This is a genomic window from Candidatus Hydrogenedentota bacterium (assembly GCA_035450225.1).
In the GTDB taxonomy this organism is placed as follows: domain Bacteria; phylum Hydrogenedentota; class Hydrogenedentia; order Hydrogenedentales; family SLHB01; genus DSVR01.
The window spans coordinates 24179-43186 of sequence record DAOTMJ010000005.1 but is presented as its reverse complement, the minus strand read 5'-3'; the positions used below and the strand labels follow the sequence as shown (position 1 = coordinate 43186).

The window sequence follows — 19008 nt, the reverse complement described above, 5'->3', positions numbered from 1 at the left end:
AATCGCATGGCTACGATAGAAGTGAACGGACGGAGCGTGGAAGCAAAACCTGGCGAGATGCTGTTGGACACATTGAAACGCGCCGGCGTGAAAGTGCCGACGCTGTGTTATATGGAAGGCCTGTTTCCGAGCGGCGCATGCCGGATGTGCGTGGTCGAGGTGGAAGGCCAGCGCAATCTGATTCCGAGTTGCGCGTGCCCCGTCGCGGACGGCATGAAAGTGCGGACACACTCGCCCCGGGCCATTCGTGCGCGAAAGACCATCATCGAATTGCTGCTGGCGAATCATCCGGACGACTGCCTTTACTGTGTGCGCAACGGCAGTTGCGACTTGCAGGGATTGGCCGAAGAATTGGGCGTGCGCCAGCGTCGCTACGTGGGTCGAAAAAACCAGTGCTTTGAGGACACGTCGAGTCCGTCCATCGTCCGCGATCCGGAAAAGTGCATTCTGTGCGGACGGTGCGTGCGCGTATGCGAGGAAATTCAGGGCGTCTCGGCCATTGACTTCATCGGACGCGGCAGCAAGACCCGCGTCGGCACGACGTTCAACGCCGGACTGAACGTTTCAAACTGCATCAATTGCGGACAGTGCATTATGGTGTGTCCCACGGGCGCACTGACCGAGCAGAGTCATATCAAGGAAGTGCTGGATGCCTTGGCCAATCCGGACATGATCGTTGTCGGGCAGCATGCGCCCGCGGTATCGGTCACGCTCGGCGAGGAGTTCGGCCTCAAGCCCGGCGCCGACGTTGACGGATTGATGACGGCGGCCTTGCGACAACTTGGGTTCCAGTACGTTTTCGACACGTCATTCACGGCCGACCTGACCATCATGGAAGAGGGTTCCGAACTGGTAAAACGCATCAAGGAAGGCGGCGTATTGCCGATGCTGACCAGTTGCTCGCCGGGCTGGATCAAGTTCGTCGAACAGGAATATCCGGACTTCATCCCAAATCTGTCGAGCTGTAAAAGCCCCCAACAAATGATGGGGGCGCTCGTCAAGAGTTTCTTCGCCGAACGCCGGAACATTGATCCGAAAAAGATTTTCAGCGTTTCAATCATGCCGTGCACGGCAAAGAAATTTGAAATGAACCGCGAGGAAATGGTGCATGACGGGATTTCGGACATAGACGCTGTGTTGACCACGCGGGAACTCGCGCAAATCATTCGCATGCGCGGCATCAATCTCAACCGTCTCGCGCCCGATGCCGCCGACACACCGTTTGGCGAACGCAGCACGGCCGGCAAGCTGTTCGGCGCAACGGGCGGCGTCATGGAAGCCGCCATCCGTTCGGCGCATTTCCTGATCACCGGCAAAGAACTCAAGGATCTGAAAGTGCAGCCGGTTCGCGGACTCGAAGGCATCAAGGAAGCGAAGATCAAGATTGGCGATTTGGAGGTCTGCGTGGCCGTGGCAAGCGGTCTGCAGAACGCCGCCAAACTTCTCGACGATGTGCGGGCCGGACGCCGCCATCTGCATTTCATTGAAGTGATGACATGTCCCGGCGGGTGCATCGCCGGCGGCGGTCAGCCCTACGGGACGAATCTGGAGGCGGTTCGCGGCCGGTTGCAGGCGTTGTATGCCATCGATCGCAATGAGCGTCTGCGCCTGTCTCATGCCAATTCGCAGGTCAAGCGTTTGTATGACGAATTTCTTGGCGAGCCGTTGGGCGAAAAAAGCCATCACCTGTTGCACACGCATTACGCAAAGAGGGAAATGGCGGTATAGTAGTCGGCAGTCGGCAGTCGGCAGGCAAGGCCATGAGACAGAATCTCGACAAAGCGTTTATCACGACCATCAAGGAACGGTGCCGTGTTTGCTATACCTGTGTGCGCGAATGTCCCGCCAAGGCGATTCGAATAGTAGAAGGCCAGGCGGAGGTTATTCCTGCGCGGTGCATCGGTTGCGGCAACTGCGTGCGTGTGTGCAGCCAGCAGGCCAAGCGCGTGGTCAACACGACCCAGGACGTTCTGAATTTGCTGGACAGCGGCGAGCCGGTGGCGGCTTGTCTTGCGCCCAGTTTTCCCGCGGCTTTTCCCGACGTGGCCCCCCGCACGTTGGTTGGAATGGTCCGCAAAGCCGGATTTGCCCATGTGCACGAAGTGGCGTTTGGCGCGGATCTTGTGGCCCGGAAATACCGTGAATTGGCTGAAGGATCCGACGGGAAACGCTATATAGCGACGACATGTCCGTCCATCGTGGGATTTGTCGAACGGTATTACCCCGAACTGGTGGATTCGCTCGCACCCATCGTCTCGCCGATGGTGGCCATCGCGCGTGCGCTCAAGAAAATGTACGGACCCCAAATCAAGATCGTGTTCATCGGGCCGTGCATTGCCAAGAAGTGCGAAGCCATTGACGAAAATCTGCCGAATGAAGTTTCGGCCGCTTCCACCTTCATCGAATTGCAACACATTTTCGATGCGAAGCGCATTGTGCCCGACCGTGTCGAGCCGGACGATTTCGATCCGCCTCACGCGAATCTCGGCGCTCTTTTTCCGCTGGCGGCGGGCATGTTGCAGGCGGCGGGCGTCGAGGAAGACCTTGTCGAGGGCAAGGTGGTGTCCGCGGCGGGCCGAGAAAGTTTTGTCGAAGCGCTCCATGAATTCGCAAGCGGCGCGCTCGATTCGCGACTGCTCGAGATCCTGGCCTGTCCGGGCTGCATCATGGGACCGTGCATGGTGACCGATGCGCCGCTCTTCAACCGTCGCAGCCGTGTGAGCCAGTATGTGCGCCAGTGCTTGTCCCGGCGTGATCCGAGTCAATGGGAAGCGGCCATGGCGCGTTTTGCGGACCTAGATCTTACACGCCGGTTCACGGGACATGATCAGCGGGCGCCGTTGCCCTCGGAGACCGCCCTTACCGAGATTCTGGCCAAGATGGGGAAGTTCAAGCCGCAGGATCAACTCAACTGCGGCGCGTGCGGATACGAGACCTGCCGCGATCACGCCATCGCCATCTACAACGGACTCGCCGAGAGCAAGATGTGCCTGCCCTACACCATAGACGAACTGGGCAAGACCGTGCGCGATCTGGCCGTCACGAACGAGCGGCTGGCCAAGATGCAGGAGGCGCTTGTTCAATCCGAAAAACTGGCCAGCATGGGCCAACTGGCCGCCGGCATCGCGCATGAACTCAACAACCCGCTTGGGGTCGTACTCATGTATGCGCACCTGCTCCTCGACGAAATCGAGGAGGGCGGCAAGCTCAAGGACGACCTGAACATGATTACCGAACAGGCCGACCGCTGCAAGAAGATTGTGGCGGGGTTGCTCCATTTTGCACGGCAGAACAAGGTGCTGCGCGAACCCACCGACATACGGCAATTGGTGGATGACGCCCTGCGCGCGCTTCGGATCCCGCCGGGAATCGAAGTGCATGTGGAACATACCATGAACGATATGATCGTCGAGGTGGATCGCGATCAGATGATTCAAGTGCTGACGAATCTGATCAGCAATGCCTGCGCGGCCATGCCCGACGGCGGGACGCTTTCGATTCAAACCGCCGCCCGGGGCAGCGACCGCTTCGATATCAAAGTTACCGACACCGGCTGCGGAATTCCCAAAGAGAATCTGGGTAAAATATTTGAACCGTTTTTTACAACCAAGGGCATGGGCAAAGGGACGGGTCTTGGCTTGGCGGTCACCTACGGAATTGTCAAGATGCACCAAGGCGACATTCGGGTAAAATCGAACGCCGATCCCGCTGCCGGGCCGACCACGACCACATTTACCGTCTCGCTGCCCAGGCGGGCCGAGGAACAACATTCTGTCGCGTCGCAACGAAAGACCAATGGAAGGCGAAACGATGAGCACGAAGAAGACAATCATGGTGGTGGATGATGACAGCGATTACCGGTTCCAGCAACGCGTCCAACTGGAAGCGTCCGGTTACGCAGTGATCGAGGCGGACAGCGCCGAACAGGCCATGGAGGAACTGGAGAAAACGAGGCCCGATTTGGCCCTCGTCGATCTGATGATGGAGGAAATGGACGCGGGATTCACGCTTTGCTATCACATCAAGAAGAAATACCCCGACGTGCCCATTATCCTGGCCACGGCGGTGACGCGGGAAACCGGTCTTGAATTCGACGCCTCCACGAGCGAGGAGCGCTCGTGGATCAAAGCGGATGTGCTGCTGGCAAAACCGATTCGCTTCGACCAACTCCGGCGCGAAATCGAGCGCCTGCTCGGCGTTGCAAAGTAAACATCGCCGGGCGCGGGCGTCGTGCTTGCGCCACGCAAGGGCCATCCGCGATTGGAAAGGCAAGACATGGAAACATTGCAAGTGCTGGTGTGCGACGATGAGCCGGGTATGCGCATGAGCATTGCGCGCGCCTTGCGCGATTTCACGTTCACAGTGGCCGACGTCAACGCCGGGGTGCGCCTGGAAACGGACTTGGCGGAGACCGGCGAGGAAGCCGTGGCCAAGATTGACGCCGCGCCGCCGCATATCCTCCTTCTCGATCACAAACTTCCCGGCATCAGCGGCCTCGATGTGCTCGAACATATCGCGTCGAAAAAGATGGACATGTTGACGATCATGATTACCGCCTATGCCTCCATCGAGACCGCCGTGCGTGCGACTCGGCAGGGCGCCTACGATTTCCTTGCCAAACCGTTCACGCCCGCCGAACTGAAAAATGCTGTTCGCAAGGCCGCCGAACACGTCATTGTCGCCCAGCACGCGCGCACGCTTGCCCGGGAAAAGCGGCAGGTCCGTTTCGAGTTCATATCCGTCCTCGCGCATGAATTGAAGGCGCCGCTCGGCGCCATCGAGGGATACTTGCAAGTGCTGCACGACGGCAGTGCGGGCGATGATCCCACTGTTTACCGGCAGATTATCGATCGTTGCATAACGCGGACGGCGTACATGCGCAAGATGATCCTCGACTTGCTCGATCTGACGCGCATCGAATCCGGCCAGAAAAAGCGTGAACTGGTTGAAGTGGACGTCGTCGCCGCTGCGCGCACGGCCATCGAGACGGCCATGCCGGACGCCCGGTCGCGCGACATCAGAATTTGTCTCCTTGCGGACCAGCCCGTGACAATGCAGGCCGATGCCGGTGAAATAGAAATCATCCTCAACAACCTCGTCTCGAACGCCGTGAAATACAACCGCGACGGCGGATCGGTCGAAGTCAAGATTGGCGAAGCGGACGATACCGTCATGGTGTCCGTTTCCGACACCGGCATCGGCATGAGCGAAGAAGAATGCGCCAAGATCTTCAACGACTTTGTACGCATCAAAAACCGAAAAACACGCGATATTCTCGGCAGCGGTCTCGGCCTCTCCATCGTCAAGAAACTCGCGGTTGCCTATGGAGGCGACGCCACCGTGATCAGCCGTCCCGACGTCGGTAGCACGTTTACGGTCACGTTGAAAAAAGCGTTCGTGTCCGCTGAAACGACGCGGGACCGTTGAAAAGCGAACAGGGCGTAGGGGGTCAGGCGCCCGCGTCTTCGGGGTATTGCACGCCCACCAACGTGAGACCGTGCGGAGGAGCCGTATAGCCGTTATAGGGACCGCGCGAGGCAAGGCGTTCCTCGATTCGGGATTCGGGCAGATGCCCGCGCGCGATATCCACCAGGGTGCCTGTAATGTTGCGGATCATCTTGTAGAGGAATCCGCTGCCCGCAAACTCGATGCGCCAGAGATCGCGGGCATCACGGGGAGCAATCACACCGCCCGGCAGAATCTCGATGGATTCGATTTTGCGTATCGTCGAGGTGGGATCGGAACCGAGACATTGGAAACCCGCAAAATCCCGTTCGCCCACAAGGCGGGCGGCCAGTTCGGCTATGCGGGCGGGTTCAACGGTCCCCGGAACGCGCCAGGCATACCGCGCGCTGAAGGGATCCGGTTCCCGTGCAAGGCTTATTGTGTAAGCGTAGCGTTTGCCGACGGCATCGTGCCGCGCACTGAAACGGGGCGGCGCCTGCGCAATGTGTTCGATGCGAATGGAGGGACTCAAGATGCGTGACAATGAATGGCGGAGGGTTTCCAGGCCCGCCCGGCCGGGCCAGTCGCAACTGAAAACCTGGCCGAGCGCATGGACGCCCGCATCGGTTCGCGCCGCACCCTGAATCGCCACGGGCTGTCCGGCTAATCGCGACAGCGCCTCTTCGATCACACCCTGGACCGTTCGCGCATTGGCCTGTTTCTGCCAGCCGGCAAATCCGCTCCCGTCGTAGCGGACAATCGCCATGATGTGTACCGGGGATCGCGGGGGCGGCGGATTGGATGAATGTGAGTCAGATTCGGGCATGGGTGTTCGCCCCGCGTATTTCAACGATCCGAAACGAATCGAAGCAGGTGGTAGTTTTTCTTGCCTTTGCGGATCACGGCGATGCGCGTTCCGCAAAGACACTGCGGGGTAAGTTTCAAGTCCGAAGCGTCCACGCGCGTGTTGTTGACGTAGAGTCCGCCGTTGTCGATCAGGCGCCGGGCCTCGCCCTTGCTGGAGAAAACGCCGCACGAAACGAGCACATCCACCAGCAGACGGCCGGCGTCGAGTTCGCCGCGCGGGATTTCCGCCGACGGGACTTCGCTGAAGACCTCTTCCAGCGTGGCGTCGTCGAGGCCAGCGAGTTCGCCGCCGAACATGGCCTGACTCGCTCGGATGGCATTGGCCAGCGCGGTTTCGCCATGCACGAGCCGTGTCACTTCTCCGGCCAATCGGCGCTGCGCTTCGCGTTTTTCCGGTTCGCGGGCAATCTGCTCCTCGCACTCGGCAATCTCGCCGGGGGTCATGAAGGTGAAATAACGCAGCCAGCGCGGAACATCCGAGTCGGCTTGATTGATCCAGAATTGGTAAAATTTGTAGGGACTGGTCCGGGCGGCGTCGAGCCAGACATTGCCGGACTCGCTCTTGCCGAATTTCGCGCCGTCGGACTTGGTAACGAGGGGAAAAGTCAGACCGAAAGCGGGCTTGTCGCGCAGGCGCCGGATCAAATCCATGCCCGCGACGATGTTGCCCCATTGATCGCTGCCGCCGATTTGGAGGGTGCATCCGCGCGTATCGGACAAGTGCAGGAAGTCGTAGGCTTGAAGCAGGCTGTAGGAAAATTCGGTGAACGACATGCCATGTTCGCGGTCCTCGACGCGCTGGCGGACGGATTCCTTGGCCAGCATGACGTTGATGCTGAAATGCTTGCCGATATCGCGGAGGAAATCCAGCAGCGGCAACGTGCAAAGCCAGTCGCCGTTATTGACCATTTCGGCGGCATTGTCGCCGCTGAAATCGAGAAAGCGTTCCAGTTGTTTGCGGATTCCTTCAAGGTTTATCGCAACTTGTTCTTTGTCAAGGAGTTGGCGTTCCTGTGTCTTGCCGCTGGGGTCGCCGATAAGTCCGGTTCCTCCTCCGACCAGCGCGATGGGCTTGTGACCGGCGCGCTGGAAACGGGCAAGGCCGATGATGGGCAGCAGGCTGCCGATGTGGAGACTGTCGGCGGTGGGGTCGAATCCGCAGTAAAGCGTAACCCGTTCGCGATCAAGAATTTGCGACAACTCTTCATGAGTCGTCTGATGCACGAAACCCCGCCACGTCAATTCCTCGAAAAAAGCCACAATTCCATCTCCTCAACTGTTGCGCATGAATGATTCTTTCGTCCATGAATCGGGAGCGGACGGCGGGGACGCCGTCCCTTCCCCTATAAACACTGTTGCGCGTGAACGATCCTGTCGGCCTGAAAAAAAGAAAGACACCACGATCATCAACCAATGCCCTAGCATACCAAGGGTATGATTCTCCCCGCAAGGGGATTTGCCGGATTCGCCAACCCGTGGTAAAATGCCGGTGGAGAAGTGGAACCTGTCGTTCGTGTTCTCCGGTACGTGGCGTGGACATCGCGTAACCCCGATGCGCGATGTCCCGTTTCTTGGATTGCGTGGAAACCGCGCCGTGAGCGCGAGTTTTTTGAAGGGTGAAACGGGCCTGCCAAGCCAGGTTAGGCAGTTACTCTTGGGGAAGGAGTGACTTGAGGCAGATTTCTAACGGTATGCCTGACAAGCCCGTTTCCGGGAAGAATGAGGACGCGTTCCGGTGCGGAATGCGTCCTCGGCTCTTTGTGTTCAAAGACATCAGAGAGACGGGAGCAGAAGACTTATTGGCTGCAGTTACTCTTGGGGAAGGAGTGACTTGAGGTAGATTTCTCAGTGAGCGCTCCTGGCCCGTCTCTCTGAAGACCGAATTCATATTTACAATCCCACCGCCGACACTTTCATCGGCGTTTGTTTTCCGCCCGAATTATCAGGGACGATTTTCACGTGCAGCACGCCGGCATTCACGATGGGTGCGCCCGGCACGTCAATTTCGTGGGATCGCCGGTTGGGGTTGGCAAACACGCTTCCGTCAACATGGACGGAGAAAAGTTCGCGCATGGTTTCGTTATAAACATGCACATCGTAACCACACCGATCCGCATCGTCCCCGACGGGATTCCATGTAAGGCAAAACGAACTGACCGCGCGTGGCTTGCCATTCTTGGTGGTAATCACGGCAAAGACCTGCTCACCCGGCAGTTCCGCGATTTTGAGCGGCTGCACCTCGCGTGTGAAACTGTCATAGGCATCGGTGTCCGGCATGATTGCTTTTGTCCACCCGAGCACGCGGTTCGCGTCCACCGGGCGGATGGTGATGGCGCTTTGGCCGCGGGTGAAACAGGTTTGTTCGCCGGGTTTCAATTCGCCTTGTCCACCCGTGCTTTCGACTTGTAACGCGCCGGACTGGAGGGTAACGAGGGTCTGGACGCTGTCCACGCTGACTTCAAAGACGGTTCCGTAGACCGTGATGGTTCCGCTTGGGGTAAGCACCCGGAATTTTCGTTCATCCCGGCCCACGTCGAGGGCGATGCGACCGGTTTCGACGCGCACTTTCCGGTCGTCGCAGATTTGAAAGCGGGTGTTTTCATCTATCCGAAGTTGCGTCGGCCCGCGTAGCGACACCATTAGTCGGCTGTTTGGGCCTGTTTTATAAAAGGCGCCGAATTTTACGAAGTCTTTGAGCGCAACGCTTCGATGAAACAGTCCATGGCCCGCTTCACGGAAAACGGCGCCTTCCGTTTGGGTGATCATGCCGACGGCCCCATCGAAACTTTTTTCTCCCTTGGGCCACGCCGAATAGAGGAGACCGGCCAAGCAGACGAGGATGAAGACGGCGGCCATGCGCATAAAGGGCCCCAGCCATGCCCGCTTGGGCCTTGCATCGGCATTACGCCAATTGATGCCCTCAAGATTCACACGGAGCGGCTCCATTTCGGGGAGGTTTTCCATAATCCGTTGCCGGATGCTGTGGCGCAGGCGATGTTCGGAAAATCCCTCGAAAAGGAGCGCGGCGCAACGCTGGTGTTTGCGAAGAATAACGGCGCACAGGGGACATTCCTGAAAATGCTGGTCCAGAATGACGCGCTCGGAGTCGCCGAGTTCGCCATCAATCCACGCTTGGATCATGGACTCTACTTGTTTGCAGGACGCCATGCGACCGTTCCTTCATCTTCCTCATCGGTGTTTGCGAGGGCTTCGCGCAATTGCTGGCCCGCCCGCTGGAGAATCCCGCGAATTTCATCGCGCGACTCACCCGTGAACACGCTGATTTCGTCGTAACTCAACTCTTGCATGTAGCGCAGCACCACCGGCAGGCGATACCGCTCCGGCAGCGCGTCGATCGCCGCTTGAATGCGATCGAAGCGTTCGGAACGTTCAAGGTTTCCGCGGGGACCCAATCGGAGATCCGCCATGTTGGCGGTGCGCCGGTACGGCAACGGCGTTTCGGCGCTTAGACGCCTCGCGTTCTTCCGCAACCAGTTGGCAGCGGTGCGGCAGGCGATGGCCTTCAGCCATGGCCCGAACTTCGCGGCTTCCTTGAGCCACGGAAGGCTTCGGTACGCGGCCATGAAGGTTTCTTGGGCGATGTCCTCGGCGGCGCCGTAACGCCCGGCATAGTAGTATGCCGTCGCGTAAACGGCGCCTTGATAACGATCGACCAATTCGCCGTAGGCGTCGGTATCTCCTTCAAGGCACCGGAAAACCAATTGGGCATCATCCTGCAACCTGCTGTTCCTTCCCCAAGATATGGTGCCGGTTTGGTTCTGGCGCTACGATTAAACTGTCGTATAAATGTGGCGGAATGGGATGGCTTATGCGCGTTATGTTCCATATTGGAACACGCCTCCCCAATTGGGCTGTTATAGGCTGAATAAGGCCACGATCAGAATCGCGATGCCGATGGCCGTTTTGGCGAAAACGCCTCCAATTCGTCCGAGGGCCGCCCCGAAGCCTGTTCGCAGCGAATCGTGCGGGGTTTTGTTGACGATCAGCAATTCAAACAGGGCCGCTCCCGCAAACGCGCCGAGGACGGCGCCCGCCAAGGTTCCGACAAGGGGAAACCACGGTGTCCCAACGACGGCCCCCGCAATACACCCCAGCAACGAAGCGAAAGCGGCTCCGCGTCCTCCGCCAAATCGCGACGCCCCGTAGCCGGCGGCCAGCATTTCAAGCAATTCGCCCAAGGCGGCCAGGATCGCCATGATCAGAAGGGCGCCGAATCCGAAACGTTCGAATCCTGAAATTGCCCAAGCGGCGGCAATGGTCCCGAGAATAACCCAATTGCCAAAGAGGCCGACAAGATTCAATGCCAGCCCCACGGTTATTCCCAAGGCGAAGAGTGTCCAAGCAATGATTGTCATGATGGGGTAAGTTTACATGGAAGGACGCGGATTTTCTACATGGATGGACGAAGTGGACAGGGTTTTATGAGGGTTTTTCGATTCCGCGTCCAAGGACAGAGACGTGAAAACCGGCTTCGGCCCATTCGGCATGGTCTAGGAAATTGCGGGTATCGAACAGGACGCGCCGGCGCATGAGTTTGGCCGCCTGGCGCGGGTTGATGTATTTGAACTCGTCATGGTCGGTAAGGACGACCGCGCAGTCGGCATCCTTGAAGCATTCCTCGATGCCGACGAGTTCGGCGGGGCCGGATTTGACATGGGGATCATAGACGGCCACATGGACGCCTTCTTGTTGGAGCAGGTCCATCACGTGGATGGCGGGGCTTTCGCGGCAGTCGTCCACATTGCCCTTGAAAGCCACACCGAGGGCGGCGACTTTGGCGCCGGCATTGGAGCCGATCAACATGCGGATTGTTCGGACGACGTGTCCGGGCATCGCATCGTTACGTTCGCGGGCGAGCCGGATGATCTTCGCCTCGTCGGGAAAACGTTCGACAAGGAACCACGGATCCACGCTGATGCAGTGCCCGCCGACACCCGGCCCGGCTTTGTGCAGATTGACGCGCGGGTGCCGGTTGGCCAGTCGAGCGACTTCCCCGAAATCAATGCCGAGCGACTCGCAGAGGAGCGCCGTTTCGTTGGCCAAGGCGATATTGACGTCGCGGAAGGTGTTTTCGATGACCTTGACCATTTCCGCAGTGGTAATGTCGGCCAGGAAAATTTCGCCGGTGACGAACGAGGCGTACAATTCGCGGGCGCGCTGGGCGCATGCGGGGGTGTAGCCGCCGATGACGCGGTCGTTGCTGACGAGTTCGTGCAGGATTCGGCCGGGAAGCACGCGTTCGGGACAATGCGCGAAGTTGAAATCCCGGCCCGCCTTGAGTCCGGTTTTTTCGAGGATCGGACGGAGAAGGTCGCGGCTTGTGCCGGGGGGCGAGGTGGATTCGAGGATGACGAGGCAGCCGGGGCGGAGAACCGGCACGATGGCCTCCGCCGCCTCGCAAACGTAACGCATGTCGGCGCGTTTGTCTTCGAGTAGCGGGGTCGGCACGGCGAGAATGAAGGTGTCCGCCGGTTCGGGAACAAGCGCCGCGCGCAGATTTCCGGAATTGATGGCGGCGCGGACGACGGTGTGCAGGCCGGGTTCCTCGATGTGGATGTTGCCGCTGTTGACGGTTTCGACGACCTTGGCGCCGACATCCACGCCGAGGACTTTGAATCCATTGGTGGCGAACATGCTGGCCGTCGGCAGGCCGATATAGCCCAGTCCCATGACGCAAATCGTTTTCATCGGGTCGAAACTCCGTGTGTTATTCTGATGTTTGCAATGCAGCCAAATGGTCCGCGATACGTTTCGCGGCGAGTCCGTCGCCGTAAGGGTTCGCGGCCTTGGCCATTTTAGCATAGGCGGCGGGATCGTCGAGAAGCCGTTGAGTTTCGCCGCGAATGCGATCGTAGGAGGCGCCGACGAGCATGGCGGTTCCCGCTTCGACCGCTTCGGGGCGTTCGGTCACTTCGCGCATGACGAGGACCGGTTTTCCGAGGGCCGGCGCTTCCTCCTGGATGCCGCCGGAATCGGTCAGCACAATGTGGGCCTTTTTGAGCAGATGCACAAAAGGCCGGTATTCGAGCGGATGGATAAGATGGACGCGATCCTGTCCCGCCAACACCGCGTCCACGGCACGGCGGACGTTGGGATTCGGATGGACGGGGTAGACGATTTCGACATCCGGGTTGTCGCGCGCGAGGTCGCGCATGGCGGCGCACATTTGGCGGAACGGTTCCCCGAAACTTTCACGCCGGTGGGCCGTCACGAGGATGAGACGGCGGTCGCGGCCCGCGCGTTCGAGCAGCGGATCGGCAAAGGCATAGGGTCGCGCGGCGACTTCGAGCAGGGCGTCAATGACGGTGTTTCCCGTGACAACGATGTGATCCGGGGGAATGTTTTCGCGCAGGAGATTTTCGCGCGCAAGAGCCGTGGGCGCGTAGTGGTAGTCGCAAAGGTCATCGCCGAGGCGGCGGTTCATTTCTTCGGGATAGGGGCGATGCTTGTCGTGGGTGCGCAATCCGGCTTCCACATGGCCGACGGGGGTTTTCGTGTAATACGCGGCGAGGGCCGTGGCGAAGGAGGTTGTCGTGTCGCCGTGAACCAGAACAACGTCCGGACGCGATTCTTCCAGAATGCGGGTCATGCCGCATAGGACCATGCTTGTGATTTCGGCCAAGGTCTGGTTGGGTTTCATGACGTTCAGATCGTGGGCGACGGGCAATTCGAAGACTTCGATAACCTGATCGAGCAGTTCGCGGTGCTGGGCGGTGAGGCAGACGGCGGGCTCGAAGAGAGCGGGGCGCGCCGCCAATGCTTTGTAGACCGGCGCCATCTTGATGGCTTCGGGGCGCGTGCCCATGACAACCAGAACTTTCACGATACCTCCTCTTCTGGGAAATAAGGCCATTATCGGGGGTACGATACATGAGCGGATGCCGGGCAATCCAGCGCGGGCAAGCGGGAGGCGCTATCACTTTGGCAAGGGCGCCAACTGCCATTCGTCCCAGATCACGGTAAAGGGGAAAGCGTCGTCCGAAAGGGCGGCGGAGGCATGGGTAGCCAAAATAATGCCAAGGTTTTCACCCGGGGGCGTCTCGAAGACCCCGTAGAGATCTTGAAAGCCTGCTCCCGGAAAGACGGCGATTACGCCCGATGTAATGGGCGTGACGGAGGTGTAACCGTCGGGATGCGGCAGGATCTGCCAAATGGAAATGACCGCCAATCCGTTGCTGGACAGGTTCATGGCTCTTACGCGGAGGCCGAATTTGGTTTTCGGCTTCATGCCGCCAATGCCGACGTAGAACATTTCCGGGAGCGCGCCGCCGGCATCCTTGCGTTCCCACGTCTGTCGCACGGCGTAGCGTCCCTTGGCGACCTGCTTTTCCTCGCGTTCGATGCGCGACGAACGCACGGCATTGTTGAATCCGACCGGTGTCTTCTCGTCTTTCCACTGTTCGAATCCGCCGTCGCCGAGAATAGAGTGGCGGGCCACCAGCGCCTTTCCGAGATACGCCGGAATCATTCCGGGTTTCAATGTCTGATAACGCTGGGCATCGTCCCGGTTGGATGGCAAGGTCAGGGTCATCAGAAACGGCAACGTCGTGATGTCATCAATCCGAGCCATCGAAATCAGCCGGATATTGGGGTCGGAACTGACGCAGAGTCCCATGAATTCGCGGCGCCCCCACAAATCCGTCGGGCAGGCGTCGAATACCGGAAAAAAGAAACTCAGCGGGGCCTTTTCGGTTGCGCCCATGATGTCCACTTGTTCAAAGGCCTTGCTGTAATCGTTGAAGTCCGCCACGGCCGTGTATTGGGGTGAAATGAAGGTCCGGATTCCGTTTCCCGCGAAATCGGCGCGGACGTATGCGGATCGCAGACAGCGTTTGTCCGCGGGAAGGCCGTCGAAGAGATCGGGGAAGCGATACAGGTCCACGCCGGCGCCCGGCGTCCTGTTTTTCAGGTGCGTGATGGGCAAGGGTGTTCGTGCCGCTTCGTCGTAACGGCGGAAGAGTTCGCCGAGGTGTCGCTTCTGATACCCGCGCACTGCCAGCAGGGGGATGATCGTCAGCCACAGGGCCAGTCCGGCCAAGACGGCCGACCGGGCCGCCGCGTCAATCCATGCGCGATCGCGCCACGCCGCCATGAGTTTTGCCCGAAAGGCGGGCCTTGTCGCATGAACGGCAAGTAAAAGACTCCGTTCGACGATCACGCCCAGTCCCATGACCGGTATGAAGGCCAGATGAAAGGTGTGGCGGGGATCGAATTGAAGGCTCGAATAGGCGCCGAGATAGAACAGAAAGAGCAGGGCCGTAATCCCCGCCCGGAAATGACGGATGGTCACGAGCAGTATCATGAGGGCGACATAGCATGGTCCGAAGGCGCGCAAGTGCATCAGGAGAGGCAGCAGCCACGGCAGGATGTTTTCGGTGTAGCCGGCCGGCAGCGGGCGGGCAAAGGCGCCGGTTTGGAGCGGGGCATACTGCGCGATGCGCAAGGTGGCGGCCAGCGCCCGCATCACGACATCCGCCGGAAAATGGCGCACATAGGCGGCAAGGTAGGCGCGGCAGGCTTTTGTGCAATCCTCGTTGCAATAGGGGATGTTGCGTTTGATGCCTTGGACCCGGTAGGCGTAGTCAACGGCCGTATCGTAGGTCAACGCATCGTTATATAATCCGATCAGGCGGTACGACGTGTTGCCGACGCCCAGGTAATCGTCGAAAACCGGCGCGAGACCCTCCATGATGTGCAGCGGCTGAACGTCCTGCTCGCCCGTTACGCTCCGTAAAACCGGCCATGCGGGCACGGCAAATCCCAGGAGCATGAGTCCGAGCGCCGCCAGGCGCAGGCGAAGATGCTTGCGGATCCCGCAGGGCAAACCGGCCAGAATCACGGCCATCGCGACGAGCAGCATCAGGATTAGATCGAACCGGAATCCGAGTCCGAATCCGATGTCCAGCCCAAGCAGCGTCGAGAATAACAGAAGCCGTTTGCGGTTCAACGGCCGCGTGGCCATGTAGCCCATGATGGCGAGGGCCGCCATGATGAAGGGGGCTTTGCCGTAATCGCGAATGTTGGGCGCATAACTCAGATGACTGGGCAATATGACGAACAACGCGATGCAGAGCGACGCGGCGGTCCGGCCCAGCGCAAGGCGGAACAGCGAATAGGCCGCAACGGCGCAGAGTCCGAACATCAGCGCGATGGGCAGGGCCAGCGCGCTCCAGCGGACGCCGAAGATTTTCCATGCGGCCGCGACGCTGTAAAAGAGGTAACAATGGAGGCGGTGGAATGCGCCCACGGGCGTTGTGCGAAGCGTTTTGGGGATATCTTCCGGATTCAGCGAGGCGCGTTCGAGGGCGAGGAATTCGCGAAACGCTTTCGTTTCCGGGGATTCGGCCCACTCTTTCGTTTCGAGGTTGGGAGCGACGAACCCGCGGCCCAAGGCCCACATCGCGGACGGGCCGAACCAATCCGCCGTGGAACCGGCCGGCAACGCGCCGAGCGCAAAGAAATACCATGCGCCGCCGCAGGCCGCCAGCAGAAAAACGCATGCCACAATCGTCGTCTCGCGCCGCTTCAGCGGAATCGCCAATCGCATGAATACACCTTCTGTCGCCTCGCGAGACCCTTTCCCGGCATCGCTTTGTGCGCCCATTCATCGAACAGGCGGAGCCTATATAACGAAATGCGCCCCCGTAAGCAAATTTATCGCGCGGCAGTGATTTCCAATTCTTTTCCGTTGCGAACGAGTGTCTGGATTGCGTTTTTGTCGCCGAAAAGCACGCGGGCCTTCCCGGCTTCCAGGGCGATTTCGATGAACCCGGTTTGATCGCGCAGCGCCAATTCAACGTTATCTGTTTTGAGACGGCTTCCCTGGCAAAGGACGATGCATTCGCAGCCGTCCGCCCCATGCGTTATATGTGCCAGGGCGGCGATTGCCTCCGCGTTGATGTCGGGGATTTTCATTTCTTTACCCGCTTCGTTGCCCGCGACCATGCAGAGGTCGCGTCGTCCGTCGGTGCATTCAATGGCCAGCGCGACGCTTTCGGGGGCGGGGACGCCATCGAGGCCATATACCGGCGCGCGCCGGATGCCCGCTATTTTCGAGGCGCCTTCATAGGGTTCGACGACGGCTACGAAGGTCGAAGCGAGCGGCGCGCCGTCGGACGCGGCGCGGCGGGTCATGACACAGGGGATGTACATTCCGCCTTCGCCGCCGAACTGGGCGACGTCAATCCATGCTTCGGCCAAGGAAGCCGATGCACCCTCGGTGAGATCGGTGTACCGAAGATGGACCGGGCGCGGGGTGGAAAAATACGTGTAGTAATCCTCGATGGCCCAGTCCACCGACCAGCCGGGATCGGGCGCGTCGTCGCGCCGGAAGCGGCGCATTTCGGTGGCGAACCCGTAATCGTCCGTGTCCTTGAGCGCAAGCCCCATCGTTTCGACGGTTCCGAAGAAGGCATGCGTGAATTTTGCATGATCCCGGCCTCCGGCGACCTGGAACACGTCCACGACATAGGAGTCCTCGTCGTCGAGATCAATCATGGCGATGAGGCGATCGTAGCGTCCGCCGTCAATCATGGCCGGATCGGATGCGTGGATTGCCCGGAAGCGGCGCCCGTCGGCCCAGAGGGTCGTTGTTCCGCTGTTGACCCGTTGCTGATCGTGTCCGTCCACGACGACCGTGTTATGCGCGGCGGTTTTGGTGTACCAGACGGCTTTCGGCGCGCTCCAGCCGCCGTACCCGACGGGGGGGTAGCCGAATTCGGGGAACAGGTCGAGTCCCTTCGCAAACAGGCCGATATTCATGCCGTCGGCGTGGCTATGGCGTTCACCGGCATCGTAGTCCATCCACACCGCGCGGGCCCGATCGCCGGTTCCCGAACGGAGAATGGCGAGCCGCCATTGTTGCTTGTTTACGGATCCGATGACGGGCCGCGCGCCTTCCCTGTCAATGACGTTCTGGATGTCTTTTTGGAAAGCGGCGGGGGCGTCGGCAAAAAGATCGTGGGGAAGATCCGCCACGCTGTCTCCGTTTTCGCGGTAAATGATTTGGGCAAAGGCGGGATCGCGCGTCAATTCGTAAAGGCGCCGGAAAAAGGTGAAGGCCGAAGGGCCGGCGCCCGGATTCTTGCTGAATGTCGCGCCCGCGTAAGACACACAGCGCTGGCCGAATCCGCCGCTGTCGCCGATTTGCGGATAGTAGGCGTCGAGGCACATCGTCTCGATGTGGAAACGGTACATGGCGTGCAGCGAGGGATGGCGATCATATATGGCCTTCAAAAAGTCCGGCTCGATGCGCGCGAATTGTTCGAGCAATTCGGCCATGGCGCGCGGCGCGATGGTGGAGTAGCCCGCAAGCCCTTTTTCGCCGCTGAGTCCATCCACGGACGTCGCCTTGTCGAGAATGGCGTCGAGGAGGCCCATGATTTCTTCGCGGTTGCCCGGCCATTCGAGGACGGTCTTGATGATGAGCATGGTGCGGTCGGTCGTCGGGTAATTCGATTCGATGCGTTCGCGGTGGGCGAGCGTGTCGCGAAAGATGCGATCCTCGATGTTGCGCTGGATGTCTGCCCAGGTCTTTTTCGGGTTTTCGAGTTTGTGTGTGGCGGCTTTTGAGGCCAGAAACGCGGTCAATTCGCTTTCCCGCCCACGGGCCGCCTCGAACACGCGATCGTAGGCGAGGGCAAGTTGCCGCACTTCCTCGCATGCGTCGTGCCATGTCGAGACCTGTCCGCGCACGGGACCGGCGCGTTCCTCGTAAACGTGCCCCTGCGTGCTGAAATCAAATGCGGGGAAGAGGTCCGCAATGCGGTCGAGCAGGACAATCGTCTTATGCGCGCAGATCGGATCGCCGGTCGCCAGGTACGCCTCGCTCAAACATTGCGCGCCCGAAACGATCCGCTGTTTCCATTGTCCGTATAGGAGATAGGCCCCGATGAACCGCCAGCGTCGGCCTTCCGAATCCAGATAACCTTCGCCGTCGTCAACGCCGAAGGAACGGAGCGGATCGTCCGGGCCGGGGTGTTCGGCGTTGAACAGGAGCGATCGGTCGGCCTTGGCCGGCTGGAAGACGCCCTGTTCGTCCAGTCCGCTGCGATAGAAGGCCGTGAAATCGTTTTTGGGAAAGAATTCGCCGCAGTGGGGACATTGCACTTTCCATGGGTGATCCCATGCGGCGATTTTCCATGTGTACATCTTGACGTCTTTCTTGCAGGACGGGCAAAATCCATCGGACCAGACCATCCATGAACGCGAAATCGCCGGGCCGAACATGAAATCCCAGAGTTCGTCGTCGGATGTGTTCATCCATCGCGCCGCGCCGTCCGCAAGATTTTTCTGAATGGCCGCCGCCCATGGAAACTCCGCCACGTTGGCTTTAGCCTTTCGGGCCAAGTCGGTCGGGAACAAGACGGATTGCTTTTTGGCCAACAAAGGATCCTGCGCGGCAGCCGTTGCGGCCAGGAGCAATACAAGCCCCGCGGAGATCGGCACGGTCAGGAGCGATGGTTGGATTTCCATGGGTTCTTCCTTATTTCACATTTGCCGGGCCTATTTTATCGGAAATGCCGGAGTCTTTCATGGCCGGAAATGTTTTCGCGCCGGCGGACCCTGGCAAGCGCGCCGTTCGCCTTTGCTTTCGGGCCGCAAAGGTGCTAGAGTACGCCTTTATTTCCATTGGTTTCCGGCGTCATGCCATACGTGTTTCCGCGCGACGTCGAA

At 59.6% G+C, this 19008-nt stretch carries 13 protein-coding genes; 4 read left to right on the top strand and 9 right to left on the bottom strand.

Annotated features, from left to right (window positions below):
- Positions 1–6: 6 nt before the first annotated feature.
- The 4 genes from P5540_04880 (at position 7) to P5540_04865 (ending at position 5427) form a co-directional block, all read left to right on the top strand.
- Positions 7–1728 carry an NADH-dependent [FeFe] hydrogenase, group A6 gene (locus tag P5540_04880; GenBank protein ID HRT64142.1) on the top strand — a complete coding sequence of 574 codons (1722 nt, stop codon included), beginning with the start codon at positions 7–9 and terminating at the stop codon, positions 1726–1728.
- A gap of 32 nt (positions 1729–1760) precedes the next feature.
- Positions 1761–3845, top strand: a complete 2085-nt coding sequence (locus P5540_04875) for a [Fe-Fe] hydrogenase large subunit C-terminal domain-containing protein (GenBank protein HRT64141.1) — start codon at positions 1761–1763, stop codon at positions 3843–3845.
- Positions 3811–4209: a response regulator gene (locus P5540_04870; protein HRT64140.1), complete on the top strand. Its 399-nt coding sequence runs from the start codon at positions 3811–3813 to the stop codon at positions 4207–4209. Before P5540_04875 ends, P5540_04870 begins: the two co-directional genes overlap by 35 nt.
- Positions 4210–4275: 66 nt before the next feature.
- On the top strand, positions 4276–5427 hold the full coding sequence (locus tag P5540_04865; GenBank protein HRT64139.1) for a hybrid sensor histidine kinase/response regulator: 1152 nt from the start codon (positions 4276–4278) through the stop codon (positions 5425–5427).
- Positions 5428–5449: 22 nt separating this feature from the next.
- Here P5540_04865 and truA read toward each other — a convergent pair whose 3' ends face one another.
- The 9 genes from truA to P5540_04820 form a co-directional block, all read right to left on the bottom strand.
- Entirely contained in the window at positions 5450–6211 is a 762-nt protein-coding gene (gene truA, locus P5540_04860; GenBank protein HRT64138.1) for a tRNA pseudouridine(38-40) synthase TruA, read from the bottom strand.
- Between the two features lie 80 nt (positions 6212–6291).
- Positions 6292–7572: a tyrosine--tRNA ligase gene (gene tyrS / locus P5540_04855; protein HRT64137.1), complete on the bottom strand. Its 1281-nt coding sequence runs from the start codon at positions 7570–7572 to the stop codon at positions 6292–6294.
- 630 nt (positions 7573–8202) lie between these two features.
- On the bottom strand, positions 8203–9480 hold the full coding sequence (locus tag P5540_04850; protein HRT64136.1) for a FecR domain-containing protein: 1278 nt from the start codon (positions 9478–9480) through the stop codon (positions 8203–8205).
- Positions 9459–10052 (bottom strand): RNA polymerase sigma factor, encoded by a 594-nt coding sequence (locus tag P5540_04845; protein HRT64135.1) that lies wholly within the window; start codon positions 10050–10052, stop codon positions 9459–9461. The genes P5540_04850 and P5540_04845 overlap by 22 nt, the downstream gene beginning before the upstream one ends.
- Before the next feature lie 135 nt (positions 10053–10187).
- Positions 10188–10688: a DUF456 domain-containing protein gene (locus tag P5540_04840; GenBank protein ID HRT64134.1), complete on the bottom strand. Its 501-nt coding sequence runs from the start codon at positions 10686–10688 to the stop codon at positions 10188–10190.
- A gap of 64 nt (positions 10689–10752) precedes the next feature.
- Complete coding sequence (locus P5540_04835; GenBank protein HRT64133.1) at positions 10753–12021, bottom strand: nucleotide sugar dehydrogenase; 1269 nt, start codon at positions 12019–12021, stop codon at positions 10753–10755.
- A 19-nt stretch (positions 12022–12040) separates the two neighbouring features.
- Positions 12041–13159, bottom strand: coding sequence for a UDP-N-acetylglucosamine 2-epimerase (non-hydrolyzing) (gene wecB / locus P5540_04830; protein ID HRT64132.1), 1119 nt, complete (start codon positions 13157–13159; stop codon positions 12041–12043).
- A gap of 90 nt (positions 13160–13249) precedes the next feature.
- The gene (locus P5540_04825) at positions 13250–15880 is read right to left on the bottom strand and encodes a hypothetical protein (protein ID HRT64131.1); all 2631 of its coding nucleotides are present in this window, start codon (positions 15878–15880) and stop codon (positions 13250–13252) included.
- Between the two features lie 107 nt (positions 15881–15987).
- Positions 15988–18807: a heparinase II/III family protein gene (locus P5540_04820; protein ID HRT64130.1), complete on the bottom strand. Its 2820-nt coding sequence runs from the start codon at positions 18805–18807 to the stop codon at positions 15988–15990.
- Positions 18808–19008 lie beyond the last annotated feature (201 nt).

What these genes read in the sequence shown, in the direction of transcription:
- P5540_04880 (HRT64142.1), top strand. Translation starts at nt 7, where the DNA reads ATGGCTACGATAGAAGTGAACGGACGGAGCGTGGAAGCAAAACCTGGC.
- P5540_04875 (HRT64141.1), top strand. Translation starts at nt 1,761, where the DNA reads ATGAGACAGAATCTCGACAAAGCGTTTATCACGACCATCAAGGAACGG.
- P5540_04870 (HRT64140.1), top strand. Translation starts at nt 3,811, where the DNA reads ATGAGCACGAAGAAGACAATCATGGTGGTGGATGATGACAGCGATTAC.
- P5540_04865 (HRT64139.1), top strand. Translation starts at nt 4,276, where the DNA reads ATGGAAACATTGCAAGTGCTGGTGTGCGACGATGAGCCGGGTATGCGC.
- truA (HRT64138.1), bottom strand. Translation starts at nt 6,211, where the DNA reads ATGGCGATTGTCCGCTACGACGGGAGCGGATTTGCCGGCTGGCAGAAA.
- P5540_04850 (HRT64136.1), bottom strand. Translation starts at nt 9,480, where the DNA reads ATGGCGTCCTGCAAACAAGTAGAGTCCATGATCCAAGCGTGGATTGAT.
- P5540_04840 (HRT64134.1), bottom strand. Translation starts at nt 10,688, where the DNA reads ATGACAATCATTGCTTGGACACTCTTCGCCTTGGGAATAACCGTGGGG.
- P5540_04835 (HRT64133.1), bottom strand. Translation starts at nt 12,021, where the DNA reads ATGAAAACGATTTGCGTCATGGGACTGGGCTATATCGGCCTGCCGACG.
- P5540_04825 (HRT64131.1), bottom strand. Translation starts at nt 15,880, where the DNA reads ATGCGATTGGCGATTCCGCTGAAGCGGCGCGAGACGACGATTGTGGCA.
- P5540_04820 (HRT64130.1), bottom strand. Translation starts at nt 18,807, where the DNA reads ATGGAAATCCAACCATCGCTCCTGACCGTGCCGATCTCCGCGGGGCTT.